At 69.8% G+C, this 26,345-nt stretch carries 27 protein-coding genes; 11 read left to right on the forward strand and 16 right to left on the reverse strand.

The features are described 5' to 3' along the window. Positions 1-76 precede the first annotated feature (76 nt). The gene (locus SK854_RS45480) at positions 77-901 is read left to right on the forward strand and encodes an alpha/beta fold hydrolase (RefSeq protein WP_319981410.1); all 825 of its coding nucleotides are present in this window, start codon (positions 77-79) and stop codon (positions 899-901) included. Here the strand turns inward: SK854_RS45480 and SK854_RS45485 are convergent. Further along, on the reverse strand, positions 834-2,240 hold the full coding sequence (locus SK854_RS45485; protein ID WP_319981411.1) for a DUF1349 domain-containing protein: 1,407 nt from the start codon (positions 2,238-2,240) through the stop codon (positions 834-836). The genes SK854_RS45480 and SK854_RS45485 overlap by 68 nt on opposite strands. Positions 2,241-2,327: 87 nt before the next feature. Here SK854_RS45485 and SK854_RS45490 point away from each other — a divergent pair, with 87 nt between their 5' ends. Genes SK854_RS45490 through SK854_RS45500 form a run of 3 tightly spaced genes read left to right on the forward strand, consistent with a single transcriptional unit; the run spans position 2,328 to position 4,718 of the window. Beyond that, complete coding sequence (locus SK854_RS45490; protein WP_319981412.1) at positions 2,328-3,449, forward strand: sensor histidine kinase; 1,122 nt, start codon at positions 2,328-2,330, stop codon at positions 3,447-3,449. Beyond that, positions 3,446-4,102 carry a response regulator transcription factor gene (locus SK854_RS45495; protein ID WP_319981413.1) on the forward strand — a complete coding sequence of 219 codons (657 nt, stop codon included), beginning with the start codon at positions 3,446-3,448 and terminating at the stop codon, positions 4,100-4,102. The genes SK854_RS45490 and SK854_RS45495 overlap by 4 nt, the downstream gene beginning before the upstream one ends. 28 nt (positions 4,103-4,130) lie before the next feature. Then, positions 4,131-4,718, forward strand: coding sequence for a nucleotidyltransferase family protein (locus SK854_RS45500; RefSeq protein ID WP_319981414.1), 588 nt, complete (start codon positions 4,131-4,133; stop codon positions 4,716-4,718). On the opposite strand, the gene SK854_RS45505 is transcribed toward SK854_RS45500, so the two are convergent. Next, complete coding sequence (locus SK854_RS45505) at positions 4,693-5,136, reverse strand: C39 family peptidase (RefSeq protein WP_319981415.1); 444 nt, start codon at positions 5,134-5,136, stop codon at positions 4,693-4,695. The two genes, SK854_RS45500 and SK854_RS45505, sit on opposite strands and share 26 nt — an antisense overlap. On the opposite strand from SK854_RS45505, the gene SK854_RS45510 reads away from it, so the two are divergent. Then, positions 5,111-5,359 (forward strand): helix-turn-helix domain-containing protein, encoded by a 249-nt coding sequence (locus tag SK854_RS45510; protein ID WP_319981416.1) that lies wholly within the window; start codon positions 5,111-5,113, stop codon positions 5,357-5,359. The two genes, SK854_RS45505 and SK854_RS45510, sit on opposite strands and share 26 nt — an antisense overlap. A gap of 34 nt (positions 5,360-5,393) precedes the next feature. Here SK854_RS45510 and SK854_RS45515 read toward each other — a convergent pair whose 3' ends face one another. Further along, complete coding sequence (locus tag SK854_RS45515; RefSeq protein ID WP_319981417.1) at positions 5,394-5,609, reverse strand: hypothetical protein; 216 nt, start codon at positions 5,607-5,609, stop codon at positions 5,394-5,396. A gap of 70 nt (positions 5,610-5,679) precedes the next feature. Between SK854_RS45515 and SK854_RS45520 the strand changes: the two genes are divergently transcribed. Both SK854_RS45520 and SK854_RS45525 read left to right on the forward strand, forming a co-directional pair. After that, positions 5,680-6,420 (forward strand): SIS domain-containing protein, encoded by a 741-nt coding sequence (locus SK854_RS45520; protein WP_319981418.1) that lies wholly within the window; start codon positions 5,680-5,682, stop codon positions 6,418-6,420. Positions 6,421-6,499: 79 nt separating this feature from the next. Beyond that, positions 6,500-8,056, forward strand: coding sequence for a penicillin-binding transpeptidase domain-containing protein (locus SK854_RS45525; protein ID WP_319981419.1), 1,557 nt, complete (start codon positions 6,500-6,502; stop codon positions 8,054-8,056). Here SK854_RS45525 and SK854_RS45530 read toward each other — a convergent pair. The 5 genes from SK854_RS45530 to SK854_RS45550 form a co-directional block, all read right to left on the reverse strand. Continuing rightward, positions 8,049-8,513, reverse strand: coding sequence for a response regulator (locus SK854_RS45530; RefSeq protein WP_319981420.1), 465 nt, complete (start codon positions 8,511-8,513; stop codon positions 8,049-8,051). The genes SK854_RS45525 and SK854_RS45530 overlap by 8 nt on opposite strands. A gap of 178 nt (positions 8,514-8,691) precedes the next feature. Further along, positions 8,692-10,578 (reverse strand): ABC transporter ATP-binding protein, encoded by a 1,887-nt coding sequence (locus tag SK854_RS45535; RefSeq protein WP_319981421.1) that lies wholly within the window; start codon positions 10,576-10,578, stop codon positions 8,692-8,694. A 93-nt stretch (positions 10,579-10,671) separates the two neighbouring features. Then, positions 10,672-11,484, reverse strand: coding sequence for an enoyl-CoA hydratase/isomerase family protein (locus SK854_RS45540; RefSeq protein ID WP_319981422.1), 813 nt, complete (start codon positions 11,482-11,484; stop codon positions 10,672-10,674). Positions 11,485-11,542: 58 nt separating this feature from the next. Next, positions 11,543-11,752, reverse strand: coding sequence for a helix-turn-helix domain-containing protein (locus tag SK854_RS45545; RefSeq protein WP_030473247.1), 210 nt, complete (start codon positions 11,750-11,752; stop codon positions 11,543-11,545). Positions 11,753-11,926: 174 nt separating this feature from the next. Then, positions 11,927-13,555: an ABC-F family ATP-binding cassette domain-containing protein gene (locus SK854_RS45550; protein WP_319981423.1), complete on the reverse strand. Its 1,629-nt coding sequence runs from the start codon at positions 13,553-13,555 to the stop codon at positions 11,927-11,929. Positions 13,556-13,702: 147 nt separating this feature from the next. On the opposite strand from SK854_RS45550, the gene SK854_RS45555 reads away from it, so the two are divergent. Beyond that, positions 13,703-14,467: an SDR family oxidoreductase gene (locus SK854_RS45555; protein WP_319981424.1), complete on the forward strand. Its 765-nt coding sequence runs from the start codon at positions 13,703-13,705 to the stop codon at positions 14,465-14,467. Here SK854_RS45555 and SK854_RS45560 read toward each other — a convergent pair. Next, entirely contained in the window at positions 14,464-15,339 is an 876-nt protein-coding gene (locus SK854_RS45560; RefSeq protein ID WP_319981425.1) for a LysR family transcriptional regulator, read from the reverse strand. The two genes, SK854_RS45555 and SK854_RS45560, sit on opposite strands and share 4 nt — an antisense overlap. Positions 15,340-15,418: 79 nt before the next feature. Between SK854_RS45560 and SK854_RS45565 the strand changes: the two genes are divergently transcribed. Next, positions 15,419-16,300, forward strand: coding sequence for an EamA family transporter (locus SK854_RS45565; RefSeq protein ID WP_319981426.1), 882 nt, complete (start codon positions 15,419-15,421; stop codon positions 16,298-16,300). After that, positions 16,297-16,881, forward strand: coding sequence for an NAD(P)-dependent oxidoreductase (locus tag SK854_RS45570; protein ID WP_319981427.1), 585 nt, complete (start codon positions 16,297-16,299; stop codon positions 16,879-16,881). Before SK854_RS45565 ends, SK854_RS45570 begins: the two co-directional genes overlap by 4 nt. Here the strand turns inward: SK854_RS45570 and SK854_RS45575 are convergent. The 5 genes from SK854_RS45575 to SK854_RS45595 are packed head-to-tail and all read right to left on the reverse strand — an operon-like array spanning position 16,847 to position 19,422. After that, on the reverse strand, positions 16,847-17,323 hold the full coding sequence (locus tag SK854_RS45575) for a GNAT family N-acetyltransferase (protein WP_319981428.1): 477 nt from the start codon (positions 17,321-17,323) through the stop codon (positions 16,847-16,849). The genes SK854_RS45570 and SK854_RS45575 overlap by 35 nt on opposite strands. 16 nt (positions 17,324-17,339) lie before the next feature. Further along, positions 17,340-17,807: a hypothetical protein gene (locus SK854_RS45580; RefSeq protein ID WP_319981429.1), complete on the reverse strand. Its 468-nt coding sequence runs from the start codon at positions 17,805-17,807 to the stop codon at positions 17,340-17,342. Then, positions 17,807-18,310, reverse strand: coding sequence for a SigE family RNA polymerase sigma factor (locus SK854_RS45585; RefSeq protein ID WP_319981447.1), 504 nt, complete (start codon positions 18,308-18,310; stop codon positions 17,807-17,809). Before SK854_RS45585 ends, SK854_RS45580 begins: the two co-directional genes overlap by 1 nt. Positions 18,311-18,320: 10 nt before the next feature. Further along, positions 18,321-18,710 carry a hypothetical protein gene (locus SK854_RS45590; protein ID WP_319981430.1) on the reverse strand — a complete coding sequence of 130 codons (390 nt, stop codon included), beginning with the start codon at positions 18,708-18,710 and terminating at the stop codon, positions 18,321-18,323. 31 nt (positions 18,711-18,741) lie between these two features. Beyond that, complete coding sequence (locus SK854_RS45595) at positions 18,742-19,422, reverse strand: acVLRF1 family peptidyl-tRNA hydrolase (RefSeq protein WP_319981431.1); 681 nt, start codon at positions 19,420-19,422, stop codon at positions 18,742-18,744. Positions 19,423-19,741: 319 nt separating this feature from the next. Here SK854_RS45595 and SK854_RS45600 point away from each other — a divergent pair, with 319 nt between their 5' ends. Next, positions 19,742-20,644 carry a helix-turn-helix domain-containing protein gene (locus SK854_RS45600; protein WP_245822512.1) on the forward strand — a complete coding sequence of 301 codons (903 nt, stop codon included), beginning with the start codon at positions 19,742-19,744 and terminating at the stop codon, positions 20,642-20,644. Between the two features lie 134 nt (positions 20,645-20,778). On the opposite strand, the gene SK854_RS45605 is transcribed toward SK854_RS45600, so the two are convergent. Both SK854_RS45605 and SK854_RS45610 read right to left on the reverse strand, forming a co-directional pair. Next, positions 20,779-23,568: a S8 family serine peptidase gene (locus SK854_RS45605; protein WP_319981432.1), complete on the reverse strand. Its 2,790-nt coding sequence runs from the start codon at positions 23,566-23,568 to the stop codon at positions 20,779-20,781. A 160-nt stretch (positions 23,569-23,728) separates the two neighbouring features. Further along, positions 23,729-25,270 carry a deoxyguanosinetriphosphate triphosphohydrolase family protein gene (locus SK854_RS45610; protein WP_319981433.1) on the reverse strand — a complete coding sequence of 514 codons (1,542 nt, stop codon included), beginning with the start codon at positions 25,268-25,270 and terminating at the stop codon, positions 23,729-23,731. Between the last annotated feature and the right edge of the window lie 1,075 nt (positions 25,271-26,345).

Raw genomic sequence — 26,345 nt, forward strand, 5'->3', positions numbered from 1 at the left:
GCACATTTGATGTTCGGGAAGCCACCGCCTTCGGCTCGGCCGTTGAGAGCCAGCTCACACCGGTAGTGTTCGAATGGTGATCGACCACATCAGCATCGAAACCGAGGCAGGCTCTTTCGACGCCATCGCGTCCGGCCCCGAGGACGGCCGCCCGGTGCTGCTGCTGCACGGCTTCCCCGAGGCCGCCATCGAGTGGGAGCACCAGGTCGCGGTGCTGGGTGTGAACGGCTTCCGCGCGGTCGCCCCCGACCAGCGCGGCTACTCCCCCGGCGTGCGCCCGGAGCAGGTCGGCGAGTACACGGTCACGCACCTGGTCGGCGACGTGATCGCGATGGCGGACTCGTTCGGCTGGGACACTTTCGACCTGGTCGGCCACGACTGGGGCGGCGCGGTGGCGTGGTGGACCGCGATCGAGCACCCGGACCGGCTGCGCACGCTCACCGTCTTCTCCACGCCGCACCCCGGTGCTTTGAAGACCGCGTTGCAGACCGACGAGGAGCAGGCGATGCGGTCGCAGTACATGCGCGACTGGCGTGAGCGCAGCACCGAGAAGCGCATGCTCGACAACAACGCCCAGGCCCTCAAGCAGATGTTCGAGTGGCGGATCCGGCCCTCGCACGTCGAGGAGTACGTCCAGCGGCTGCAGGAGCCGGGCGCGCTCACCGCCGCACTGAACTGGTACCGGGCGGGCAAGCCGCACGGCGCCGCGGACAAGGTCAGCGTCAAGACCATGTACGTGTGGAGCACCGAGGACGTCGCGTTCGGGTCGATGGCCGCCTTCGAGACCGAGAAGTGGTGCACCGGCCCGTACCGCTTCGAGATGGTCGAGGACGTCAGCCACTGGATCCCGGAAGAGATCCCTGAAGCGGCCTCCTCGCTGATTCTCGAGAACCTGAACTAGCCAGCCACAGCACGAGCGCCGTGTACGCGCAGAGCAGCGCGAACCCGGCCCACCCCGGCAACGGGAAGTAGCCCGCCGAGGGCGCGTAGTGGGCTGTGACCTGCGGATACTCCACCACCGTCTGTTTGACGGCGAAGCCGGCGGCCGGGGTGAGACGCAGCAACCACTCCGCGACGTCGTCGGGCAGCAACGGAACCGCGGTGGCGGTGTAGGGCACGGCGACCAGCGCCAGTCCGATCAGGATCGCCGCCCAGCCACGGCGCAGCCACACGCCGAGCCCGTACGAGAGGACCGCGCAGAGCGCGAGCGCGGCGGCGACACCGACGGTCACCTGGACCGCGGTCGGCAACGGCGCTCCGCCGGCCGGAACGACGATGCCGACGGCGAGCAGGCCGGTGACGAAGGTGGCCGATCCGATGACGGCCGCCCGGGCCGCGATCACCTGCCGGGACGACGCGTCACGAGCGCCGTAGCGGGCCGCGACGACGAGCACGATGATCAGCGCGATCACCAGGCCGGGCAACGTCTTCTCGACGCCGCGCGCACCGCCCTCGCCGATCGGCCCGATGTCGCCGGTGCCGCTGACGGTGACGACGCCGTCCTTCTCCACCACCCCTGACGCGTTGTGGAACTTCTCCCAGTCCGTGTGGTTCATCTCGCCGACCGACCCGCTGTCCCACCGGCCGGTGCCGCCCAGGACGCTGACGTTGTCGAAGACACCGACGGCCTGGGTGAACCGCACCTGCTCGATCGTGCCTCCGAGACCGGTCTCCCGGAGCGTGAGATCGCCCGGCGAGGTGGCGAAGAGGCCGACCTGGACTGTGTCCGGCAGTCCGGTGAGCTCCGCGGTTCCGACGACGTGCCACTGCTCGCCGTCCGCCGACTCGGACCCGGTGATGGTGTCGCCGGAACGGGTCAGCCGCAGCCAGCGAGGAGTCCGGCCCGCGCTTCCGGCGACGTCGTGCACGTAGTCGTGCTGGAACCGCACGCCGTGCTCTCCGGTCATCGCGAGCGCCGCGTACCGCGAGCCCTGGCGCAGGCCGTCCTTGACGATGATCCCGGTCTTCGCCCACGGCACGAGCCCGGCGACGATCTGGTCGTGGCCCGGCGGTGGGTAGGTGATCGTGCCGGTCATCGACGTCATCCTGACCGTGATGGAACCGTCGCGGCCCAGGTCCTGGTGCCGGAACCAGAACGTGTCGCTGACGCCGGACGAGGTGCCGCCGGAGAACAACAGGCCCAGTGCGATGACGGAGAAGGCGGCGACGGCCAGGGCGATCAGGCGGCCCGGCCCGCGGAACGCGGTCCACTCCCGCCGGAGGAGTTCGGTGCTCGACATGGTGGTGGGTCTACAGATCGGCGGATAACGCGGCCCGAAGCGGCCTTGTCATGCTGTTGTTAGGTCCTCGCGGGCATGCTGACGGCCATGAGCAGGCTGCGCAGCGGGACCATCGGGGTGCGGTTCACGATCCTGTACGCCGTCGTGTTCCTCGTGTCGGGCATCGGTCTGCTGGGCCTCACCTTCCTGCTGTCCGGCGGCAAGGTGACCGACGTCGCGCCCGCGAACCCGCCCGGCCTGGACTCCACGCAGCAGCACATCAGGCAACTGCAGGACCAGCTTGCCGAGGTGCACTCACAGCAGTCGCGCCAGCTGCTGGCCGGATCGTTGCTGGCGCTGGTCGTGATGGCGGTCGTCTCGCTGCTGGTCGGCCGGGTGCTGGCCCGGCGGGTGCTGCGGCCGTTGCGGACCATCACGAGCGCCACCCGGCGCATCTCCGCTGACAGCCTGGACCGGCGGCTGGCCGTCACCGGCCCGGCCGACGAGGTGAAGGGCCTCGCCGACACCATCGACGAGCTGCTCGAACGGCTTGAGGTGTCGTTCGCCGCGCAACGCCGCTTCGCCGCCAACGCCTCCCACGAGCTGCGCACACCCCTCGCGACGATGCGCGCGTCGCTGGACGTGGCGGTCGCCAAACCCGATCCGGCCGCCTCGACGGTGGCGCTCGCGGATCGTCTGCGCGTGCAGCTCGACCGGGTCGATCACCTGCTGGACGGATTCCTCGTGCTGGCCAGGGCACAACACGGCGCGCTGGCCGACTCCGCCCCGGTCGACCTCGGCGAGCTCGCCCGGGCAGCGCTGCGCGAGCTGTCCGCCGAGGTGGAGGCGAAGGGACTGAACGTCACGGTGGACGTTCCGCCGGAGATGGCGACGCGGGGAAGTCCGGCGCTGCTGGCCCGGCTGGTGGGCAACGTCGTCGACAACGCCGTGAGGCACAACGAGGCCGGCGGATGGGTCGGGATCACCGGCTCCGTGAGCGAGGAGAAGACGGTGCTGGTCGTCGAGACCGGAGGGCCCGTCTTCGACCAGCGGGAGGTCGACCGGCTGAGCCAGCCGTTCGAACGACTCGGCGGCGACCGCATCGGCTCCTCGGGCCTGGGTCTGTCCATCGTGGCCGCCGTCGCCGCCGCGCACGGCGGGCAGCTCGCCCTGCTCGCCCGGCCGGAAGGTGGTCTGCGGGTGTCGGTGACGTTGCCGGTGGCGGCATGAGAATCCTGGTGGTCGAGGACGACAGCGCCCTCGCCGAGGTCATCGCGGAAGGCCTGCGCGATCAGGGGATGCCCGTCGACCTCGCGCACGACGGACTGGTCGCCGCCGCTCAACTCGACGTCACCGCGTACGACGTGGTGGTCCTCGACCGGGACCTGCCGGGGCTGCACGGTGACGTGCTGTGCCAGATGATCACCGAGCGGGCCGACCGGCCGATGGTGCTGATGCTGACCGCGGCGAGCGAGCCAGGCGACCGGGTCAGCGGGCTGGTCCTTGGCGCGGACGACTACCTCGGCAAGCCCTTCCACTTCCCGGAACTGATCCTGCGCATCCGGGCCCTGGCCCGCCGCAGGCCGGACGCGCGGCCCCGGACGTTGCGGGCGGCCGGGATCGAACTCGACCCCGTGCGCCGCACGGCCGTGCGCGACGGACGGCAGCTCACCCTGTCGGTGAAGGAGTTCGCCGTGCTGGAGGCGCTGCTGCGGGCGTGCCCCGGCTTCCTGAGCGCCGAGGACCTGCTCGAACGGGTCTGGGACGAGAACGCCGACCCGTTCACCAACACCGTCACCGTGACGGTGGGCCGGCTGCGCCGCAAGCTCGGCGAGCCGCCGATCATCGCGACGACACCGGGAATCGGCTATCGAATCGTGTGATCCGCCGGCAGTCATTAGATTCAGCGGTATGCGCGTGGCCGGTCTACTGCTCGCCGCGGGGGCCGGTCGCCGGTTCGGTTCCCCCAAGGCTCTCGTCCCGTTGGACGGCAAGCTCTTCGTGGAGTCGGCAGCCGAGCTCCTCAGAGCCGCGGGCTGCGACCCGATCGTCGTCGTCCTCGGCGCGCAGGCGGCGGAGGTCAGGGCGAAGGCCACTTTGGACGGCGTGACCGTCGTGGACAACCCCCACTGGGACACCGGAATGGGGTCGTCGCTGCGCACCGGCCTGCATGCGATCGGCATCGCGGACGCCGTCGTGGTGCTCCCCGTGGACACTCCGGGAATCACCGTCGAGGCCCTGCACCGGCTGATGGCGCTCGCCGAGCCGGCAGTGCTGGCCCGCGCCACCTACGACGGCGAGATCGGGCACCCGGTGCTGATCGGGTCGGACCACTTCGCGGGCGTCATGGCGTCGGCGGCGGGCGACCAGGGCGCACGGGACTACCTCAAGGCGAACACCGTCCGCCACGTCGACTGCGCCGACGTGGCGGACGGTGCGGACATCGATCGACCGGAAGATCTCAGGCCGGAAATCAGGCCACGTCGCGGCGGAGCTTGATGCCCGACGACACGGTGGAGGCGCTCAGCCAGTGCAGGCCGTCGCCCGCGCAGGCCGGGTCGGACACGGCGAACTCGTTGCCACCGGCGCGGTAGCCGACGATCGTGGCGTAGTGGCCGCCGGAGCAGTTGCGGTCGTTGAGGCGGATCACGTTGATGACGACGGCGTGGCCGCGATCGGCGTTGTAGACGACGTCGGCCTTGAGCTTCTGCAGCAGCTGCGCGTCCGTCGACCACTGCTTGACCTCGTAGCAGGTCGAACCGGTGTAGTGGTCGAGGGCGTCCGCGAGGTTCTTGCCGCGCGCGGCCAGGGCGATGCGGGCGGCGGCAGCGGAGCACCAGTAGCCGGTCTTCTGCACCTGGAACTGGTGCGGCAGCACGCCTTCGCCCTGGATGCCGAGCTCGGCGGCAGCCGGCAAACGGTCACTGGAGGCGTTGCTCGGCCGCGCCCGTGCCGCTGCCCTGGAGGTCATCGCCGGCGGCCGCACCACCACGGAACTGACCCGCCGCCTCGGAATCTCGGCGGCCTCGGCCAGTGCCCACGCCTCGGTCCTGCGCGACGCTGGCCTGGCCGTCGCCCAGCGCCACCGCAACTCGGTGCTGCACACCGCGTCGGCGCTGGTCGTCGAACTGCTGGCCTGAGCCAGGCGCTTGTCCACCGTTGTCAGAACGCGCCCTAAGGCCTGGCCCGCACCGCCGCCCTGGCGCACCCGACGGCCACGACGAGCAGCGCCAGCGCCACCCACACCGGCCACAGCTCGGAGTAGGTGATCGCCAGCGCGATGTGCGTGGCCGCCGCGGCCGTGAAGACGGCCACCAGCACCACCCAGAAGTAGAAGTACCGCGTGATCCGACCCACCCCCTGTCCGCCGAGTGCCGCCACACCCTTCATCGCGCGTATCGAGGTTTGTGCTGCCCGGGTTACTGGTGAGGTCATCTGCAATCCGGTAGTACTGACCGGCATGACGACCGACACCGTGACCGGATCCGACTACGGCAATCTCGTGCGCACGCACCTCGCGCGCGTCGAGCAGCACAACGCGGCCGCGCTCGACGACGTGGCCGAGCTCGTGCTGGCCGCCGTCGAGGCCGACGGAATCATCCTCACCGCAGGCGCAGGACACTCACTGGCGGCCGTCGCCGAGACCTTCTACCGGGCAGGCGGCCTGGCCTGCGTCCGCCCGATCTACCACCCCGAACTGCTGCCGATGCACGGCGCGATCAGCAGCACCTCGGCCGAACGCCGTTCCGGTCTCGCGGGCGAGGTGCTGCGCGAGTCGGGTCTGGCCCCGCACGACGTCCTGTTCGTCTTCTCGACCTCGGGCGTGAACCACTACCCGGTCGAACTGGCCCAGGAAGCCGCGAGCAAGGGCTGCCCGGTCGTCGGTGTCACCTCGGTGGCCGCCAGCGCCCAGGCCCCCAGGCGGGCCGGAGCGACGCTGGCCGAGGTGTCCACCGTCGTCCTCGACAACCTGGTCCCGCCGGGCGACTCCACCTACCCGGAGTCCGCGCCGGTCACCGCCGCCGTCTCCACGCTGGCCACGACGTTCCTGTGGAACCTGCTGATGGTCCGGCTGCTCGACAAGGCGGCCGCGTCGGGCGTGCAGCTCCCGCTGTGGCGCAGCGCGAACGTGGAGGGCGGCGACGCGGCCAACGCGGACCTGCTGCGCCACTACCAGACCCGCGTCCCGGAACTCGGATAGGTAGAAATCCTCAGGGTTTCTCAGCTCGTCACCGTTATTCTCCCACCGGGGAAAGCACTGACCTGGGGGGTCTTCAACAGTGGAGCCGAAAACTCGTAGATGGATCCTGATCAGCGGCGCGCTCGCCACGACGGCAATCGTCGGTGTGGCGGGCGCGTTGCTCTGGTCGGGCAGCAGAACAGTGGTGGTCGCCGACGAACCGGCGAAACCCGCGGAAACACCGTCGCAGATAGCCAGCTCGTTCCTGACCAGGGCGTTCTCGGGCCCGGCAAGCGCCGCCGTCTTCACGGACGCGCCGGCGGTGGCGGCGCCCGCGCTGGAAGCGACCAAGGCCGGCATGGGCACCTCCGTCTACCAGGCCACGCTGACGACGTCAGCAACTCCGTCGGCCGACGCCACCACAGCCGAGCTCGCCGCGTCCGTCGTCTGGAGGATGCCGAACGCCAACCCGCTGGCGTACGACATCAAGATCTCGATGAAGCGCGTGGACGGCACCTGGAAGGTCCATTGGACCCCGGCGCTCATTCATCCGCAGCTCACCGAGGGCGCCTCGCTCACCTACCGCCAGACGCTGGCGGACGGCGCGCTGCTGGGCCGTGACGGCAAGCCGCTGGTCCAGGGCACGATCCCGGACGGCCTCTACAAGTCGATCGTCAGCACCGCCGGCGACGTGAAGGGCACCGACGGCTGGGAGGTGGGCATCACCGCGGGCGGCGCGTTCACCCGGCTGCACGGCAAGGACGCCGACATGGGCGAGAAGATCACCGTCACCATCGACCCGACCCGGCAGGCGGCGGCGCAGGCAGCCGTCGACGCACTTCCGCAGGGCGCGGCGATCGTCGCGATCGAGGCCTCCACCAGCGAGATCCTGGCCGTGGCGCAGAACAGGTCGTTGAACGGCACCAACCCGTTCATCGGCCGCTACGCCCCCGGCTCGACGATGAAGATCGTGACCGCCGCCGCGGCCATGAACGCGGGCCTGGTCCAGTCCGGCACCGCTGTCCCCTGCCCGGCCAAGGCCACCATCGGCACCCGCACGATCACCAACGCGGGCTTCGGCCACGACAGCGTGCCGTTCCACACGGCGTTCGCCCTGTCCTGCAACACGACCTTCGGCGACCTGGGCTCCAAGCTGGACGCGAACGCCCTCCCGGCCATGGCGAAGCGCTTCGGCCTCGGCGCCGACTGGACCATTCCCGGCGCCGACACGAACACCGGCAAGGTGCCCCCGGCCACCGGCGACCAGCAGGTGGAGAACAGCTTCGGCCAGGGCAACGTGATCGCCAGCCCGTTCGGCATGGCCCTGGTGGCCGCCACCGTCGTCTCGGGCAAGACCCCGGCGCCCACCCTGATGCGCGGCAAGCCCTCCGAGCCGAACGACGTGGCGGCACCCCCACCCGCCGCCGTCCTGCAGCCCCTGCGCGCCATGATGCGCGAGGTAGTCACCTCCGGCACCGCCAAGCAACTCGCCGGAATCCCCGGTCTGGCCGGCAAAACCGGCACGGCGGAGGCGGGCGGCGGCACCGCGCACGGCTGGTTCGTCGGCTACCAGAACAACGTGGCGTTCGCGGTCGTCGTGGAGAACGCCGGTTCGTCGGCCAGCGCCCTGGACGCGACGGCGACCTTCCTCAAGTGACGATCGCCGCTACTCGCGCGGCACGATCAGGCCGCGGTGGAACGCCCTCGGTGACGGCCGCAGCCTGGTCGCTCACCTCCAGTTCGGCGTAGACGGCGAGCGGATGTGGCTTGGCGGTGGTCTCGGAGGATGAGGAGTCCTCGGGCCGCCTCGCGGTTCGTCGCACACCGGCGGCGAACCGCGGCACCTCCAACGCACCCCATCTCATCTGCAACGCCGCCACCGCGGAGCGAGCATCGCCTCGCCCTGCAGTGGCGGCCCTGACCGCCCGCACGAACTCGTCCCGCGGAGCGTCCTTGATCAGACGGGCAGTGGCGCCCGCCTCGATCGCGGACACCACGTCGTTGCTGTCGTACGTGGTCAGCACCAGCACGCGTGCGGTGCCGGCGAGCTGTCTCGCGGCGGTCAGGCCGTCCGTTCCCGGCATGCCCAGGTCGATCAGCAGGACATCGGGCACTGCACCGGCCGACCTGTCCCCTCAACCCGCCAGCCGCCGACGCGCCCGCACCGGCGACCTGCGTTCGACGGCTCGCCCGCTGCTTGTCACCGCACGTCGGCCCCTGCCCCCTCGAAGCCGCCGACCGCGTCGTTCAACGCCCCCCGGCCCGAAGGATGGGTCGCGGCCCGCCGCGGGGTCAGTTCGTCTGCGCCGCCCCGAGACGCTCGCTGAACTTCGGCGTCGGCAGGACGCCGACGACCGGGGGCTGGGCGAACTGGGTGTTGTAGAGGTCCGCGTAGCGGCCCTCGGCGGTCATCAGTTCGGTGTGCGTGCCGCGTTCGACGATGTCGCCGTGTTCCAGCACCAGGATCTGGTCGGCCGCGCGGATCGTGGAGAGGCGGTGTGCGATCACCAGGGACGTCCGGCCCTGCAGTGCCTCGGTGAGGGCTTCCTGCACGGCTGCCTCGGACTCCGAGTCCAGGTGTGCGGTGGCCTCGTCGAGGATGACCACGCGGGGCTTGGCCAGCAGCAGGCGCGCGATCGTGAGGCGTTGGCGCTCGCCGCCGGACAGGCGGTAGCCGCGTTCGCCGACCACGGTGTCGAGCTGGTCCGGCAGCGACGTCACCAACTCCAGCAGGCGGGCCCGGCGCAGCGAGTCCCACAGGTCGTCGTCGGAGGCGCCGGGAGACGCGTACTCCAGGTTCGCCCTGATCGTGTCGTGGAACAGGTGGCCGTCCTGCGTCACGACGCCGACGGAGGAGCGCAACGCGTCGAAGGTCAGGTCGCGAACATCCACACCGGACAGACGCACGGCGCCGGAGTCGACGTCGTAGAGGCGCGGCACCAGGGAGGCGAGCGTGGACTTGCCGGCGCCCGACGAGCCGACGAGGGCCACCAACTGGCCCGCTTCGGCCTTGAAGCTGATGCCGTGCAGCACTTCCTCGCCACCGCGAGTGTCCAAAGTGGCCACGGACTCCAGCGAGGCCAGCGACACCTTCTCCGCGGACGGGTAGGCGAAGCGCACGTCGGAGAACTCGACCGACACGGGGCCGTCGGGCACCGAACGGGCGTCCGGGCGTTCCTTGATCATCGGATCCAGGTCCAGCACCTCGAAGACGCGCTCGAACGACACCAGCGCGGTCATCAGGTCGACGCGGGCGTTCGCCAGCGCGGTCAGCGGCGCGTACAGGCGGGTCAGCAGCAGGGCGAGCGACACGACGGCGCCTGCCGCCAGGTGCCCGGTCAGCGCCAGGTAGCCGCCCAGGCCGTAGACCAGCGCCTGCGCGAGAGCCGACACGAGCGTCAGGCCGGTCATGAACCAGCGGGTGGCCATCGCGGTCCGGATGCCGATGTCGCGGACCTGCGCGGCCTTCTCGCTGAACTCCCGCTCCTCGCGGTCGGGGCGGCCGAAGAGCTTCACCAGCGTCGCTCCGGGCGCCGAGAACCGCTCGGTCGACTGCGTGACCATCGAGGCGTTCAGGGTGGACGCCTCGCGCTGCATGTCCGCCATCCGGCGCCCCATCCGCTTGGCGGGCAGCACGAAGACGGGCAACAACACCAGGGCCAACGCCGTGACCTGCCACGACAGCGTGAACATGACACCCAGCGACAGCACGAGCTGGATGATGTTCGTGACGAACCCGGACAGCGTCGAGGTGAAGGCGCGTTGGGCGCCGATCACGTCGTTGTTCAGGCGCGAAACGAGCGCGCCGGTGCGCGTGCGCGTGAAGAACGCGACGGGCATCTTCTGCACATGACCGAACACGGCACGACGCAGGTCGTAGATCAGGCCTTCACCGATGCGCGTCGACTGCCAGCGCTCGACCACGCCCAGCCCGGCGTCGACCACGGCGATCAGCGCGATCGCCACGGCCAGCCACACGACCACGGACGGCGCGGAGCCGCCGACGATCGCGTCGACCACCCGGCCGGCCAGCAGCGGCGTCGACACCGCGAGCACCGACGAGATCACCGTCAGCAGCAGGAACACCACCAGCTTCGCCCGGTGAGGCCGGGCGAAGGCCAGTACGCGCCGGAACGTCCCCCGGCGCACCTTGGAGGGGGCGTCCGAGGTCGCCCCCATCATGAATCGCCAAGAGCTGTATCCGTCCACGCTGACTAGAACAGCACAGCGGTCCGACAATTCCGTCGCGCGCGACTAGGAGCGCGGAAAGTTTCAGCTTTGAGCGGACAGGGCCGCGAAGGACTGCAGCCGGCGCAACTGAGCGGCGCGCTCGACCGCGAGCTGCGTCTCCGCGTCCACGCCAGAGGCCGCCGACGCGATCAGCGCCAACGTCTCCGTCACCGCACCGGCGAGAGGCTTCAGAACGGCGGCCACCAGCTCATCGACGGCGCCGTCCAGCCCGTCCGCGGGCACGACGGAGTTCGCGAGGCCGATCCGCAGCGACTCCTCCGCCTTGACCCGGCGGGAGGTCACGCACATCTCGGCCGCGCGCGAGTACCCCACGAGTCGCACCAACGGCAGCGTGCCGCCGAGATCGGGCACCAGACCCAGCCCGGTTTCGGCCATGCAGAACTGCGCGTCCTCGGCGAGCACGCGGAAGTCGCACGCCAGCGCCAACTGGAAACCCGCGCCGATGGCATGCCCTTGCACCGCGGCGATCGTCACGCGTGCGGGATCGCGCAGCCAGGCGAACCCGGCCTGGTACGACGCGATGCGGGCGTCCGCCTCCTCGGGAGACAGCGCCAGGATCGCGCCAAGACCACCGGGCTCGCCGTCGACGGGCTCACCGGTGAACATGCGCCGGTCCAGCCCTGCCGAGAAGGCACGGCCGGAGCCCCGGACGACCACGACTCGGACGTCCGGGTCCAGCTGTTCGCCGATGTGCCGCAACGCCTGCCAGGTAGCCGGCGTCTGCGCGTTGAGCACGTCGGGACGATCGAGCGTGATGGTCGCGCGCGGCCCGGAGATCGCGAGCCGCACACCACCGCGCTCGAGCAAGCCAGCGTCGATAGCAGGCACTGGCATGTCGTTACCTCCGGCGAACTAGAAGCTAGTTACCGGAGAGTAGCAGTCTGAGTCGGGGCTACTTCTTCTTCGTCCGGGTGGCGCCACCGCGACCGCGCAGCGTGACCCCGGATTCCGACAGAACCCGGTGCACGAAGCCGTAGGAACGTCCGGTGCTCTCGGCCAAAGCCCGGATGCTCGCGCCCTTTTCGTACTTCTTCTTCAGGTCAGCGGCCAGCTTGTCCCGTGTGGCGCCGGTGATCCGGGCACCCTTCTTCAGGTCAGCCACCTTGTCCCGCCTTCCGTACGAGCAGGTGGGCCGTTCTACGGCCCCTGTCGTCGCAATGATCGAACAGGAACCGGCAGAACGCCAGGTGATCAAGCAAAGAGATCGCCGAACGGTCGATTCGATCACACTGAGTTGATCACAGAACGCGCTCGGTAGTCCTTTGATGCGTGGAGATCACGCCAGCTGAACGAGGTCCAGGTAGTCCTCGGACCAGTGATCCTCGGTGCCGTCGGGCAGCAGGATGACCCTTTCCGGCTCCAGTGCCTCGACCGCGCCGGGGTCGTGCGTCACCAGAACGACCGCGCCCTCGTAGCGCCGCAACGCGTCGAGAACCTGCTCGCGCGAGGCCGGGTCGAGGTTGTTCGTCGGCTCGTCGAGCAGCAGCACGTTCGCGGCGGACGACACCAGACCGGCCAGCGCCAGTCGCGTCTTCTCGCCACCGGACAACGTGCCGGCGGGCTGCTCCAGCTGCTCGCCGCTGAACAGGAACGTGCCGAGCAACGACCGCAGCCGCTGCTCCTGCTCGTCCGGCGCCATGTGGCGGATGTTCTCCCACACCGACGCGTTGTGGTCGAGCGTCTCGTGTTCCTGCGCGAAGTAGCCGATCTTCAGGCCGTGACCGGGGACGACGCCACCCGCGTCCGCCTTCTCGCTGCCGCCCAGCAACCGCAGCAGCGTCGTCTTGCCGGCACCGTTGAAGCCCAGCACCACGACGCGGGAACCCCGGTCGATCGCGAGGTCCACGCCGGTGAAGATCTCCAGCGAGCCGTAGGACTTGCTCAGACCCTCTGCCATCAACGGGGTCTTGCCGCACGGGGCCGGCGACGGGAAGGTGATCTTCGCGACCTTGTCGCTCTGTCGCACGTCGTCGAGACCGTCGAGCAGCTTCTGCGCACGCTTCGCCATGTTCTGCGCCGCAACGGCCTTCGTGGCCTTCGCGCCCATCTTGGCGGCCTGCGTCATCAGCGCGCCGGCCTTCTTCTCGGCGTTGGCGCGCTCACGGCGGCGGCGCTTCTCGTCCGTCGCACGGGCTTCGAGGTACTTCTTCCAGCCCAGGTTGTAGATGTCGACCTCGCCGCGCATCGCGTCGAGGAACCACACCTTGTTCACGACGTCGTCGAGCAGCTCGACGTCGTGCGAGATCACGACGAGACCGCCGTCGTGCGACTTGAGGAAACCGCGCAGCCACGTGATCGAGTCGGCGTCGAGGTGGTTCGTGGGCTCGTCGATCAGCAGGACGGTGCTCGACTTGGCGCCGATGCCCGCCTCGGACGCGGCGAACAGGATGCGGGCCAGCTCGACGCGGCGGCGCTGACCGCCGGACAGCGTGCGCAGCGGCTGCTCCAGAACCCGGTCCGGCAGACCGAGGTTCGAGCAGATGCGGGCGGCCTCGGACTCGGCGGCGTACCCGCCGAGCGCGGCGAAGCGCTCTTCGAGCTTGCCGTACTTGGTGACCGCGGCGTCGAGCTCACGCGCGTCGGCCAGCTCGGCCATCTTCGTCTGGGCCTTCTCCATGTCGCGGAGGAGCTGGTCGAGGCCGCGCGCGGACAGCACGCGGTCCTTGGCGATGACCGACAGATCGCCCTCGCGCGGGTCCTGCGGCAGGTAGCCGAGTTCGCCCTTGCGGGTGATGGCGCCGCCGTAGGGCTGGCCCTCACCGGCGAGAACGCGCAGGGAGGTGGTCTTGCCGGCGCCGTTGCGGCCCACGAGGCCGATGCGGTCGCCGGGCTGAACGCGCAGGTTGGCGCCACTCACGAGAATGCGTGAGCCCGCGCGCAACTCCATGTCAGTTGCGGTGATCAAGAGAAACTCCGAGTAGTAACAACAACTCCGGGCATGACAAGGGATGGCACGTCCGGTTCGGCCTACTCGAGGAGGATCACGCAACTCATTCTACGGGATCACGACCATCGAATTTCCCACCTGTGGCCAGGCGCATAGATTGCGGCCATGAGCGAAGACTTCTCGGGCAAGGTCGCGCTGGTCACCGGCGCGTCCCGCGGCATCGGTTACGGCATCGCACGCGAGCTCCTCTCTCGCGGCGCCTCCGTCACGATCACGGGCCGCAAGGCCGACCAGCTGGCCGAGGCGGCGAAGCAGCTGGAGGCCGACACCGGCGGCAAGGTCCTCACGATCCAGGGCAACGCCGGCGACGACGCGTCCCGCGAAGAGGTCGTCACGCGCACGGTCGAGGAGTTCGGCAGCCTCGACGTGCTCGTCAACAACACCGGCATCAACCCGCAGTACGGATTTCTGATGGACGCCGACCTGAACGCCGTCCGGAAGATCTTCGACGTCAACGTGGTGGCCACGCTCGGTTTCATCCAGCTCGCGTGGAAGGCGTGGATGAGCGAGCACGGCGGCGCGGTCGTGAACGTCGCGTCGATCGGCGGCATCCGGTCCACGGGCGTGATCGGCGCGTACGGCGCGTCGAAGGCGGCACTGATCCGCCTGACCGAGGAACTCGCGTGGCAGCTCGGCCCGAAGGTGCGCGTGAACGCCGTCGCGCCCGCCGTGGTCAAGACGAAGTTCGCGGAGGCCCTCTACGTCGGACGCGAGGAGGAAGCCTCGCAGCAGTACCCGATGAAGCGTCTCGGAACGCCGGAGGACGTTGCCTCTCTCGTGGCGTTCCTCTGCTCCGACAAGGCTTCCTGGATCACCGGTGAGACCGTGCGCGTGGACGGCGGTCTGCTGTCGACCGGCACCGCGGGTTAATCGGGCTCGACTCCCAGCACGTCGAGGAACGCGGCCGTGGCCGGTGTCAGCCCGGCCGCGCTCCAGACGAGGTGCTCGACGCGCGACGGCCCGCCCACGATCGGCACCGTCGCGACGCCGCTGAGCTGGGGCGTGTACCGCGACGGCAGCACGGCGACCGCGAGCCCCTCCCGGATCAGCCCGGCCATCAACTCGGCGGTGGTCACCTCGAACGCGACCTCGCGATGCAGTCCCGCGATCGAGAAGGCCTGATCGGACTGCATGCGTCCCGGTGATCCCGCCGGAAAGTCCGCGAACAGCTCCTCGGCGAGCGCCCGCAGGTCCGTCGACTCCTGCCGCGCGAGCGGATGCTCAGGCGCGACCACGGCCACGTGCTCGTCCCGCGCCAGCTCGCGCCCCCGCACGCCGTCCGGCCGCACGCCGAGCGGCAGTCCGAGGAACGCCAGATCCAGCGTTCCCTGCCGCACCTGCTCGACCATGTCGAGGCTCGACAGCATCCGCAACGCGACCCGCACCTGCGGATACCGCTCGCGGAACACCTTCAGCGCGGCCGGCAGGTCCACGGCCGCGACCGTCGGGATCACGCCGACCACGACCCGTCCGCGCACCTCCCCCACCGCCGCGGCGACCTCGGCCACCGCCCGTTCGGCGAAGTCGAGGCACTGCCGCGCGGACGGCAGGAACGCCGCACCGGCCGGGGTCAGCCGGACGCTGCGACTGGTCCGCTCGAACAGCCGCGCACCCAGTGAGCGTTCAAGACGCGCGATCTGGTGGCTCAACGCCGACTGCACGACGTGGCACCGCCGGGCCGCCTGCGTGAAGCTGCCCGTCTCGGCGACCGCCACCACGTACCGCATCTGCTGAAGCTCCACCGATCCATCTTGAATCACGATGGATCGAATGAAAAGCATGTGTTGGACTCATCGATCGCACCGGCCAACACTGGAGGACGTGAAGAACAGCGACCTCTCCCGCACCGCGCTGGCGGCGTTCGCGCCGGTGGTCTGGGGCTCGACCTACGTGGTCACGACCGAACTGCTGCCAGTGGGACACCCGCTGTTCGCCGGCCTGCTCCGCGCGCTTCCCGCCGGCCTGATCGCGCTGGCGCTGACCAGGACGCTGCCGCGCGGTTCGTGGTGGGCCAAGGCGGCCGCTCTGGGCGTGCTCAACATCGGCCTGTTCTTCCCGTTCCTGTTCATCGCGGCCGAACGCCTGCCCGGTGGCGTGGCGGCGACCCTGGGCGCCGCACAGCCGCTCGTGGTGGCGTTGCTGGCGATCGGCGTGCTCAAGGAGAACGCGTCCGCGTGGCGGCTCGCCTGGGGCGTGATCGGCATGCTGGGCGTCGGGCTCGTGGTGCTCGGACCGGCCGCGGGCTTCGACCTGGTCGGCGTGCTGGCCGGGCTGGGCGGCGCCGCGACGATGGCGCTCGGCGTGACGCTGACGAAGAAGTGGGGCAGGCCCGCGGGGGCGACCCCGACGGCGTTCGCGGGCTGGCAGCTCACGGCGGGCGGGCTGTTCCTGGTGCCGGTGACGTTCCTGTTCGAGGGACCGCCGCCCGCGATCGGCCTGCCCGCCCTGCTCGGCTACCTGTGGCTCGGTGGTGTCGGCGGCCTGCTCGCCTACGTCCTGTGGTTCCGCGCGATCGGCACGCTGCCGGTCACGTCCGTCTCGATGCTCGGCCTGCTGTCCCCGATGGTCGCCGCGCTGCTCGGCGTCGTCGTGCTCGGCCAGACGCTCGACCCGGTGCAGCTCACCGGTTTCGCCCTCGCTCTTGCCGCGATCGTGGCCGGCCAGCGACCGGCTCCCGTTCTCGTCAAAGGAGTTCTCCAGTGAAGATCGCGGTCGTCGGCGCGTCCGGCATGGTCGGATCACGGGTCGTCGCCGAGGCGGTGCGGCGCGGGCACGACGTGACGCCGGTGTCCCGCAACACCGGCGAGGTGCGCGGTGACGCCACCGACCGGGAACTGATGGACAGCGTTCTGTCCGGAGTGGACGGTGCGGTGGTGGCCACCGCGGGCGTCACCTCGACAGTGCTGCTCGACGCGGCACTCGCGACAGGCACACGGGTCATCGTCGTCGGTGGCGCCGCACCGCTGCGAACACCGGACGGCACCGGCCTCGTGCTCGACGACGACCGGTACGTGCCACCGCACATCCGTCCCGTCGCCGAGGCGAGCATGCGTCAGCTGGCGGAGTGCGAGGCCCATCGCGCCGACTGGGCCTACCTGAGCCCTCCGGCGCTGCTCGAACCGGGCGAGCGCACCGGCACCTATCGGCGTGGCACGGACGTGCTGCTCACCGGCCCGTCCTCGATCTCGGCCGAGGACCTGGCCGTCGCGGTGCTGGACGAACTGGAGAGCCCTGGCGAGGACCGCCGGTTCACGGTCGCGAGCCGAGGTCCAGCAGCAGGATGAGCTCGCCTTCGTCATCGACCTCGCCGGTGGGCTCGAATCCGAACGCGCGGTAGAACGGCTCCGGCGACCCCTCCCCCGGCACGCAGCTCGTGTACAGCTCGGTGGCACCCGCCTCGCGCAGCAGCGCCACGATCTCGGTGAGGATCGCGGTGCCGTGGCCACGGCCCTGGTGCCCGGCGTCCACGAGCAGCCGCCACAGGAAGTACGGCCCGCGCAGACCGGGCCTGGGCACGAGGTTCCAGCTCAGCATGACGAACCCGACAGGTGTGTCGCCGTCGTAGACCGCGCGGAACCACGGTTTGGCCTCGGGGTTCTCCCGCGCGTGCTGGAAGGACTTCTCGACGGACGCGACGAAACGTTCCTGGGCGGGATGCACGCGCACGGCGATGACGGCGTCACGGTTGGCGTCGGTGACCTCGACCAGGCGGATCTGAGCGCTCATGCCCGGAGTGTGCCGCTCAGCGGGAAGTCTGCGGCACCGAATAAGCGGTGGAGGACGACGGCGGCTCCACGGACGACGGCGGCACGCCCGGCTTGGTCACCGAGCCGGTCGGCGTCGTGGAGCCGGGCGGCGTCGTCGACCGGACCGGCGGTGTCTGCGGCGCGTGCGAACTGGGCGGGCTCAACGTCGTCGGCGTCGGCTCCACCGAGGGCGACGACGGCGACGTGGTCGGCGGAACCCGCGACGTCGTCGACGACGGGCCCGGTGTCGCCGGTTCCGGGGGTGTCGCGGCCGGCAACACGGCGAGCGCCACCGCCACCACTCCCACGGTCGCAAGTCCACTGCCGACCACCGCGATGGTGCGGCGCCGGGACCGCACGGTCTCGCCCCGCTGGATCAGATCGGCCGCTGTGACGGCGCGCGGCGGCGCCCCTTCCTGGTGCAGAGCGGAGAAAGTCGCCCGCAGGTCGTCCTCGCGAACCATCACACCTCCAGCCTCAAGTGGTCGAACTCCGGGCCCAGCTTGCGCCGAAGCGTCTCCAGGCCCTTGCTGCTCTGCGACTTCACCGTGCCCGTCGAGCACTTCAGCGCCGCCGCCGTGTCCTCGACGCTCAGATCGTGCCAAAAGCGCAGCACGAGGACAGCGCGTTGCCGTGCGGGCACGGCGGTGAGCGCCTGCCACACCACGAGCCTGTCTTCCGCCGACACGGCGGAAGACAGGCCCTCTGGGGGAGCGTCAGTCAGCTTCTCCCTGCGCCAGCGCACCTTGCGGCGTTCGGCGAGGAACGTCCGCACGACGATCTGACGCAGGTACGGCTCCAGCCCCGACCGGTCCGCGAGCTTGGGACCGGCCAGGTACAGCTTCAAGAACGCCGACTGCATGACGTCTTCCGCCTCGTGCCAGTTGCCGCACAGCAGGAACGCCGTGAAGCGCATCGAGTCGGCGCACCGGTCGAAGCAGTCGGTGAACTCGGCCTCCCAGTTCAGAGGTTGCTCCCTACCTGGCCGAGGTCGACGGGACCGGCGTCGTGGCGGGCGGGGTCCACGTCGTGGGGCTGTTGCTGACCGGCGGCGTCGGCAGGACCGACGGGGACGCGGTCGTCGACGGGTACGCCGGCTGCGACGACGGCGGCAGCACGGTCGTGGGCGGATGCCCCGGCTTCGACGAGGACGGCGGCCGCACGGTGGTCGGAGTGACCTCGGGCGCGGTCGACGACGGCGGCAGCACCGAAGGGCTGGTCGAGACCGGGGACGACGTGGGCGGCTGCGGAGCCGAGGTCGTGGGCTGAGGCGCGTTGCCGCCGCCGCTCAGCGCGAGGGCGGGCACCGCGATGCCGACGGCACCCAGCGCGACCGCTCCGGCCACGATCACCATTCGTTTGCGCACTTGCAGCTCCAGCAGGTCAGTGGCGCCAGGATCAGGCACCCTCACCCGTATCCATGCGGTCGGGCTTCGACCCGGTTGCCCGTGTGTCCTGGATCACGATCTCGACGCAACGGGCTCGTTGCGCGGCCTCGTCCAGCACCGCGCGCCGGGGTTCCGGCACGTCCAGGACGCGCGCCTCGGCCTTGCGGAAGACGTCCGAGAGCCTGCGGTCGTTGCGCAGGACGTCGAGCGCCTGCCAGTCGCCGCCGAGCACCACGCTGTCGAGTTCGGGCAGGCGCGGGACGAGCACCCTGGCGACGTCGTCCGCGGCGGCCTGGAGCGCGACCCTGGCCTGACCCTCGCGGCGCCGGGCGAACCGCTGCTGCGACCACCCGCCCGCCCTGATGCGGCCGTGGACCTGCTTGCGGTCGGTGGTCGACACCTCGACCCTGCCGCCGAACGCCACGCCGATGCTGTGGCCACCGAGCCGGACGAGGACGAGGCCGATCCTGCGGGGCTCCGCCAGCTTCTCGATCACCTCCAGTACAGAGGTACCGCCGCGCGTCGGGAACGTGGCCGTCGCGCCGTCGGTCGCTGTGATCTCGACCTCGGCCTCGGTCACGCGGATCTCGGCGGCGCCGTGCCGGTCGGCGAACCTGGCGATCCAGCCCTCGATCCGCTCCGGCTCGACCTCGACGGCCCGCCCGCCTGGAACCGGCCGCACCCGGCTCATGTGTCCCATCCCTTGGTCACACGCGAGTCGGTCACCGTGCACACACTAGAGCCGACCCGACACAGCCCGTGCACGGCACGAAGATGTTACTGATGGGTTCGCAACGCTTGACAGATGAGTCTCGAAAGCGTGAACTCATCAACCGTATGGATTAACCATTGACTCCATCCGGCTCCGACCAGCGATGTTCACGGGCGGGTAGGGTCACTGGGGCGTGATCTTATGACAGCGGGGAGTCACCATGACGACTGCTGCCGGTCGACCAACACTGACCGTTGAAGAAACGGACTCAACGGGCCACGGCAGCCTTACGCAGCTCTTGACGACGGGACCGTTCCCGGAAGCGTTGAGGGCCGCGATCAAGGCGAGCCGGCTCAGCCTCGACCGCATCCAGCACCGGTTGGCACTGCGCGGCGTCACCATCAGCGTCGCGACGCTCAGCTACTGGCAGTCAGGACGACGACGGCCTGAACGCCCTGAATCACTGGAGGCGCTGCGGCACCTCGAGTCGGTCCTGGGAGTACCTCAGTCGGGTCTTTCGGCGCTGCTCGGCCCACCTCGTCCGCGAGGCCGCCGTTGCCGCCCGACGACGATGATGCCGATCGACGCCCTCTGGGCGCGTCGTGAGCGGGTCGCGAACCTGCTCTCGAAGGTCGACACGTCCTCTGACCTGAAGCTCGGCCGGATCAGCCAGCACGACCGCATCGAGATCTCTGCCGACGGCGGGCAGAAATCAGTGTGGGTGCGGCAGATCCTCCGTGCGGAGCAGGACGGCCCAGACCGTTGGGCGCTCGTGTTCGAGACCGAGGAGAGCGATGTTCTCCCCGAGATCACGAACGTGCGCAACTGCCACCTCGGCCGCATCGCCCGTGACCACGAGGCCAACATCATGGTCGCGGAGATGATGTTCGAACGGCCGCTCACCCGCGGCGAGACCCTCATCATGGAATACCAGCTGGTGTTCCCCGAGGGCCACGCCCCCAAGGGCAACAACACGTTCGCGCGCAAGTTCCGGCTGCCGGTGCGCGAGTACGTGATCGAGGTCCGGTTCGACGAGACGAACTTGCCGTCGCGCGTGCAGCAGTACAGCGTGCCCGCGGGCGACGAGACGCCGTCGCGGCGCCGCAACCTCACCCTGGACTCGGGTGGCGGCGTGCACGCCGTGGCGCTCGGGTTCGGGCCCGGTGTGTTCGGCATCCGGTGGGAGTGGCCGAACCGCTAGCTCGGCTCTGACAGACGCGTGAGGGGCGCTTCCCAGCCTGGGAAGCGCCCCTTTCGCTGTGTTCGTCTCCTGGGGACACGAGAAGGCCCCCGACTCCGTGAGCCGGGGGCCTTCCGTCGCATCAGCTCAGATCATCACACCCAGCCGGCGACGCTGAGGGTCACCGAGCGGATCGAACCGCGGTCGGAGCCCACCACGTCGGCGACCTTGAACACCCACGTGCCGTCGGCGGGGTCGGCGGTCAGCGAGGACAGCGGCGCCCCCGCCTTCCACGAGCCCGTGAACGGCGCGTTGGCGCTCGTCACGCCCGAGAACGGCAGCGTGGCGTCGTCGGTGAACACGGCCTGGCAGATGTTGTTGCCAGTGCCACCAGCCCGCGAGAACAGCGTCACGGACTTGCCGGACGGCGAGGTGAGCGTGCCCACCAGGTCGCCGACGAAGGTGTGGTCGATGCCGACCGTCGTCGCACCGTCGGCGGCCGAGCACGTCGCGCCGTCCACGGAGAACTTCAGGTTCGACGCCGCGCCGACACCCGTCACCGGCAGCGAGACCGAGACGCCGGTCTGGTCGTTGTCGGGGATGGCCAGCGGCTCGCCGGCGTACGCGAACGTCTTGAACGTGCGTGACGGCTCACCCACGCGGAGCGTGAACGAGGCGGTCGTCGGCGACGTCGCACCCGAGTAGGTCACCCGAGCGTCGAGCTTGACCGCCGAACCGAGCACGGCGGAGGCCGGCACGGTCACCTTGTAGGTGTTGCTGACGGTCTGTCCCGGGTCGATGTTGCCGTAGTACTTGGACCGCGGCGCGATGGTCACGCCGGCGGACGTCGTCGACAGCACGACCGAGGTCGACGCGGCCGAGCCGTCACCGTTGTTGGCCACCGGCACCGTCACCGTGGCGGAGGTGCCCGGCTTCAGGAAAGCGCTTCCGTCGGCGTCGTTGACGATCGTCGGCTTCTGCGCGCGAGCCAGTGCCTGCGGCGACGCACCCGTGTACTGCAGGGCGCGGTCGGCCATCACGAGACCGGCGCCGGTGCGATTGTCCACACCGGACTCGACGATGTCGATCGCCGTGGCGACAAGGGCTTCCTTGACCTCGGCGGGCGTCAGCGTCGGGTTGCCGGACAGGATGAGGCCGGCGATCGCGGCGGCGTTCGGGGCCGAGGCGGACGTGCCGAAGAACGGCGCGAAGCCCGGCACCGACGTGGTCACGCCGTCGGCCGCGGTGATGTCCGGCTTCTGCCGGGTCTCGGCGAGCGGCGAGCCGTCCGGCGCGAAGAACGTCTTGCGCGGACCGTCAGAAGTGAAGCGTTCCGGCTTCTGCGTGCCGTCGAAGGCGTTGGGGTACGGGCCCTTCGGGTTGGCCGGGTCACCGGGCTCCAGGTCGAACGGCAGCGCGGCGGCGGCAGGTGCGGCCGCGACCGAGATCGCGCCCTTGGCCGCCGAGTGGCCGCGGGTCGTGCCCGGCGTGACGTACTTCTTGAGGCCGTCGTTGGTGTCGGCGAACCGGCCACCGAACAGCGACAGCGCGAAGTACTTGTCGTCACCGCGGTACTTCACGACCGCGAGGCGCGTGCCCGTCGAGCTGCTCGGGGTGTTGATGCGCTCGTACGGGTCCTGTGCGCCGTCCTGGTTGTTCTGGCTGAAGGTGACAACGTTGCCCTGGGCGTTGACCAGGTACAGGTCGTAGTCGTTGGCCGACTGGCCGAGCGGGTCGGCCCAGTGCAGCACCACCGGGGTGTCGCCGGAGAAGTTCGACAGCGGGTCGAACAGCTGCTTGGCGTTGGGGTCCGGGTTGAAGTCGTGCGCGCTGCCGGCGAACTTGCCGACGCCCACACCGGAGTCGACGAACTGGCCCTCGTAGTGGCCGGAGGTGCCGTCCACGACGTTGCCCTGGTTGCCGGCGCTGGAGAAGAACATCGCGCCGTCCGCGACGACCGCGTCCACGGCGCGCGCGATGATGCCGTCCTGGAACGGCGACTCGTTGAAGTAGATGACGTCGTCGACGATGACGTCGCAGCCGAGGTCGAAGCGCAGCTTCTTGATGTTGTCGGCGAAGCTCGCGTCACCGTTGAACGCCGTGGCGAAGCCGAGTTCGGCGTTGGGCGCGAGGTCGTGCAGGATCTCGAGCATCGCGGTGCCCTCGTCACCGGAACCCGCCTGTCCCGGAACGATGTCGACGGCCGGCAGTTCGCCGGAAGCCTGCGACACGGCCAGCGAACCCACGCCGTCCGACAGCGCGCAGAGCTTCACGCCGACACCGGTCACGCGGAACGTTCCGCGCGCCGCCTCGGCGTTGTGCGCCTTGTCGCTCTCCGCGACCTTGGCGGCCTGGACGGACAGCTGCTTCTCCGACAGCCGGCGCTCGACCTCGCGCGACTTGTCCTCTTTGGACGGAGTCTTGCCGGACTTGGTGTCCTTCTTGTTCTTCACGTCCTGCGTCATCGCGTCGCTGCCCGGCTCGACACGGGCGACGTCGGAACGCCCGGCGATCTCGGCGATCTTCGCGACCGGGACCTCCGCGCGCACGGTGCGGTGCTCGGGGGACACTGCCCGGATCTGTCCGCCCGCCGCGCGGACAGCGTTGACAAGGTCCTCGGAGTACTGCTTGGCACGGATGTCGACGAGAGTGGTGGCCTTCGGCGTCACGGCAACGCCGGTCTGCACCTGCGGAAGGGCGCTCGTGGTACCAACTGAGACGCGCTTGCGCGCCTCCACGACCAGCGCGCTGTCCACCTTGGACTCGGCAGGGGTGAGCGACTTCTTGATGCTCTGCAGCGCGGAGATCTGCGCTGACGTGCGGTCGCTGATGGTCTTGGACGCCTTGCCCGGGTCAGCGGACGCCGGCGTGACTGCGGTGAGTGCGGCCAGAAGAACTGCGGTACCTGCGGTGACTAAGGTCGTGCCTCTTCGAGATCGGCGCACAGGAGTTTCTCCCCCGAACGTTGGCGTGCCCCCGAGCACGCGGCCTGCGACCGGAGATTCCCGGTCGAGGCGTCAACGTATGGTGCTTGCGTGATCACAGTCAGCATCCGATTGGGCTAGTTCCCACTTAGCAGACGCAATCACACTTCACAGAACATCGTCAGAGGACGAAAGCGTCAGTCCACAACTGACCGGTTCGCCCGGAAAGGGCTTCCAGCAGTGCCGCGGCCTGGTTGTCGGTGAGCGACGCGACGAAGTCCACGACGGCCCGCCCCCGCGCCAATCCCCTGACGACATCAGGACCGACCGGAAGCTCCCCGGTCGTACCGACCAATGTGGACGGCTCCGTCCGGGCGAGTGCCGCGTACTCCGTTTCGGCCAGCTCCACCAGGTCGTGCAGCCTGCGCGGCAACCGATCCGCCTCTGCCCGATCGGTCACCCACTGCTCCAAAGCGTCCACCAGCGAACCGAGCAGACGCGCCTGTCCACGTTGGTGCAAAGCCAGATCCGGCCGCAGCAACACGAACCGCCGGTGCACGAACTTCAACACCTGAACCTCGTGCCACTGCTGAACAGCCAGCACCACATGCCCGGACCGCGGCGTCGGCTCCTCGATCACGCCAACGGCGTCGACCAGCCTCCGCGTCCACCGCGCACTGAACCCGGCAACTGCCTGCTCGGCCTCGACCGACCCGTCGAAGGGCACCGACAGCAACCCGTCGACGAGCTCCTTGCTCACCTTCCGCACCGCGAGCGCGAACGCCTCGTCGCTCATCACCCAGGAGTCCTTGAGGTGCATGCGCCTGCGGAGCGTCTCCAGCGACCGCCCGGGCATCCGAATCTCGGCATACAGCTCAGCGTCACTCAGCCCGGCGAGGTCCAACGCCTGCGCCTGCCAGGTCCCGAGCTCGGCGGCGACCGTCGCGTGCTGCAACACCCCGACCCGATGGAAGTCCTCCAGGTCGTGGATCGCGTAGGCGATGTCGTCCGCGGTGTCCATGACGCTCGCCTCGACCGTCTGCTGCCACGACTCGATCCGCCCGTCGAACGGCTCGCGCGCCTGCCGCAGGTCGCTGATCTCCGTGACGTACGCGGAGAACTTCGAACTGCCCGTGCCCGGCATGTCGTCAGGCTCGCCGGCACCACGGGGCGCCACCGCCAGACCGAGTTCCTGGTGACGCGTCCACGGGTACTTCAACATCGCCGCCCGCACCGCCACCGTCAGGTCGAGCCCCAGCGCCTTGGGCCCGCGCACGTCCGTGGTCGTGACGATCCGGAACGACTGCGCGTTCCCCTCGAACCCGTCCGGCAACCCGAACCGGTGCCGGGCCAGCCTGTCGAGCACCTGCTCGCCGAGGTGCCCGAACGGCGGGTGCCCGAGATCGTGCGCGAGCGCGGCCGCCTCGACCACGTCGGGGTCGCACCCGCCCAGCTTCTCCAGCACCGCGGTCAGCTCAGGGCGATTGGTGAGCCGTTCGGCGATGGCGCGCGCCGCCTGGGCGACCTTGAGGCTGTGGGTGAGGCGGTTGTGCACGAGCAGACCGGAGCCGGTGGAGCTGACGACCTGGGTGACTCCGCCGAGCCTCGCGAAGAACGGGGAGCTCGCGACGCGGTCCCGGTCGACCCGGAACGGGTTCGTGGCGAGGTCGGCCGTCCTGCCCACGCCGGCTGACCGCCGGGCGGTGCGCTGCTCGTTGTGCATGGGAGAACGGTAGACGGTCTAGTCGGTCGCGGCGTTGGCCGTACTGGGCTTGGCCTCGGCGACGAGCTTCTTCGAGTCGCTGTCCAGGATCCTGGTCCCGACCTGCTGCGAGTACCCCAGCGCGATTGCCGCCATGATGAGCGCTACCTGGTCGTCGAGCTTCTGCCCTGCGATCCGCTCGCGTCTTCAGTGCGAGCACGCCGATGACAGCGATGCCCGCGCCGAGCAGGGGCTTCGTGATGAACAGCGGTATGCCGAACGCGTAGGGGGCCAAGCTCAGCTTGAGTTTCATCCCGGTGACGGTCGCAGCGTTCCCCGTGCCGAGCACGCCCCATCCGGCCACCCACCAGAAGTGCCACCGCTGTCGGAGCTACTACCCCCGCCGGCGTTGGGCCTTGCGCGCGCAGCGGGTGCAATCCGGCCGCCACGAGGTGAGTGTGTCTATCGCGATCACCAGGACCAACAGCACGAGCGCCGCGCAGAGCCGCCGATTCCGGTACCTGCGCGAGGTGCTCCGACTGTCATCGGCGATCTTGAACGGGCGGCGGTCAGAGCTGTCTCGACCACAACGCTGTGCTCGGCCGTCATGGCGGCTGCGGTCGTGACGTCGATCCTGGCGAGCGCTCGGTATCGCTCGACCTTGCTGGTCAGGTGGCACCTGCTCTCGCTCGCACGTCCGGCGACCTGTCGGCGAGAGCGGTGGCTGGCGTCCGGCACTGCTTTGCTCGTTGTGCAGGGGGAGGAAGGTGCCGGACAGCCAGGTGCCAGACAGCCAGAAGCCCTCGGCGCCCCACGCGTCTTCCTCATTGCGCGGCGAAGATGACCATGGTTTTGTGACACCCCCTCGGGATATATGCCTACTAGAGGGAGCAAGAGCCGAATCAGGCCACTGTTCACCCGATTGAGTTAGACAGGCTTACAAGAGGATCCTTCATGGCGCGCCTGACGAGCTTGTGGCGCCCGTCTGACTTGGCGCGGGGTGCCTGGCCGGCCTGGGGAGAGAGTGCGTCGGGAAAGCAGAAAGCCCCCGAGAGGAGCGCTTGTGGCGCTCGACCCTCAGGGGCTTTCTGTACGT

It is taken from the genome of Lentzea sokolovensis, from assembly GCF_033949975.1.
Taxonomy (GTDB): Bacteria; Actinomycetota; Actinomycetes; order Mycobacteriales; family Pseudonocardiaceae; genus Lentzea; species Lentzea sokolovensis.

Coding starts and splice junctions, on each gene's coding strand:
- SK854_RS45485 (WP_319981411.1), bottom strand. CDS start 2,240: ATGTCGAGCACCGAACTCCTCCGGCGGGAGTGGACCGCGTTCCGCGGG.
- SK854_RS45490 (WP_319981412.1), top strand. CDS start 2,328: ATGAGCAGGCTGCGCAGCGGGACCATCGGGGTGCGGTTCACGATCCTG.
- SK854_RS45495 (WP_319981413.1), top strand. CDS start 3,446: ATGAGAATCCTGGTGGTCGAGGACGACAGCGCCCTCGCCGAGGTCATC.
- SK854_RS45500 (WP_319981414.1), top strand. CDS start 4,131: ATGCGCGTGGCCGGTCTACTGCTCGCCGCGGGGGCCGGTCGCCGGTTC.
- SK854_RS45510 (WP_319981416.1), top strand. CDS start 5,111: ATGCCGAGCTCGGCGGCAGCCGGCAAACGGTCACTGGAGGCGTTGCTC.
- SK854_RS45515 (WP_319981417.1), bottom strand. CDS start 5,609: ATGAAGGGTGTGGCGGCACTCGGCGGACAGGGGGTGGGTCGGATCACG.
- SK854_RS45520 (WP_319981418.1), top strand. CDS start 5,680: ATGACGACCGACACCGTGACCGGATCCGACTACGGCAATCTCGTGCGC.
- SK854_RS45535 (WP_319981421.1), bottom strand. CDS start 10,578: ATGGGGGCGACCTCGGACGCCCCCTCCAAGGTGCGCCGGGGGACGTTC.
- SK854_RS45540 (WP_319981422.1), bottom strand. CDS start 11,484: ATGCCAGTGCCTGCTATCGACGCTGGCTTGCTCGAGCGCGGTGGTGTG.
- SK854_RS45555 (WP_319981424.1), top strand. CDS start 13,703: ATGAGCGAAGACTTCTCGGGCAAGGTCGCGCTGGTCACCGGCGCGTCC.
- SK854_RS45575 (WP_319981428.1), bottom strand. CDS start 17,323: ATGAGCGCTCAGATCCGCCTGGTCGAGGTCACCGACGCCAACCGTGAC.
- SK854_RS45580 (WP_319981429.1), bottom strand. CDS start 17,807: ATGGTTCGCGAGGACGACCTGCGGGCGACTTTCTCCGCTCTGCACCAG.
- SK854_RS45595 (WP_319981431.1), bottom strand. CDS start 19,422: ATGAGCCGGGTGCGGCCGGTTCCAGGCGGGCGGGCCGTCGAGGTCGAG.
- SK854_RS45610 (WP_319981433.1), bottom strand. CDS start 25,270: ATGCACAACGAGCAGCGCACCGCCCGGCGGTCAGCCGGCGTGGGCAGG.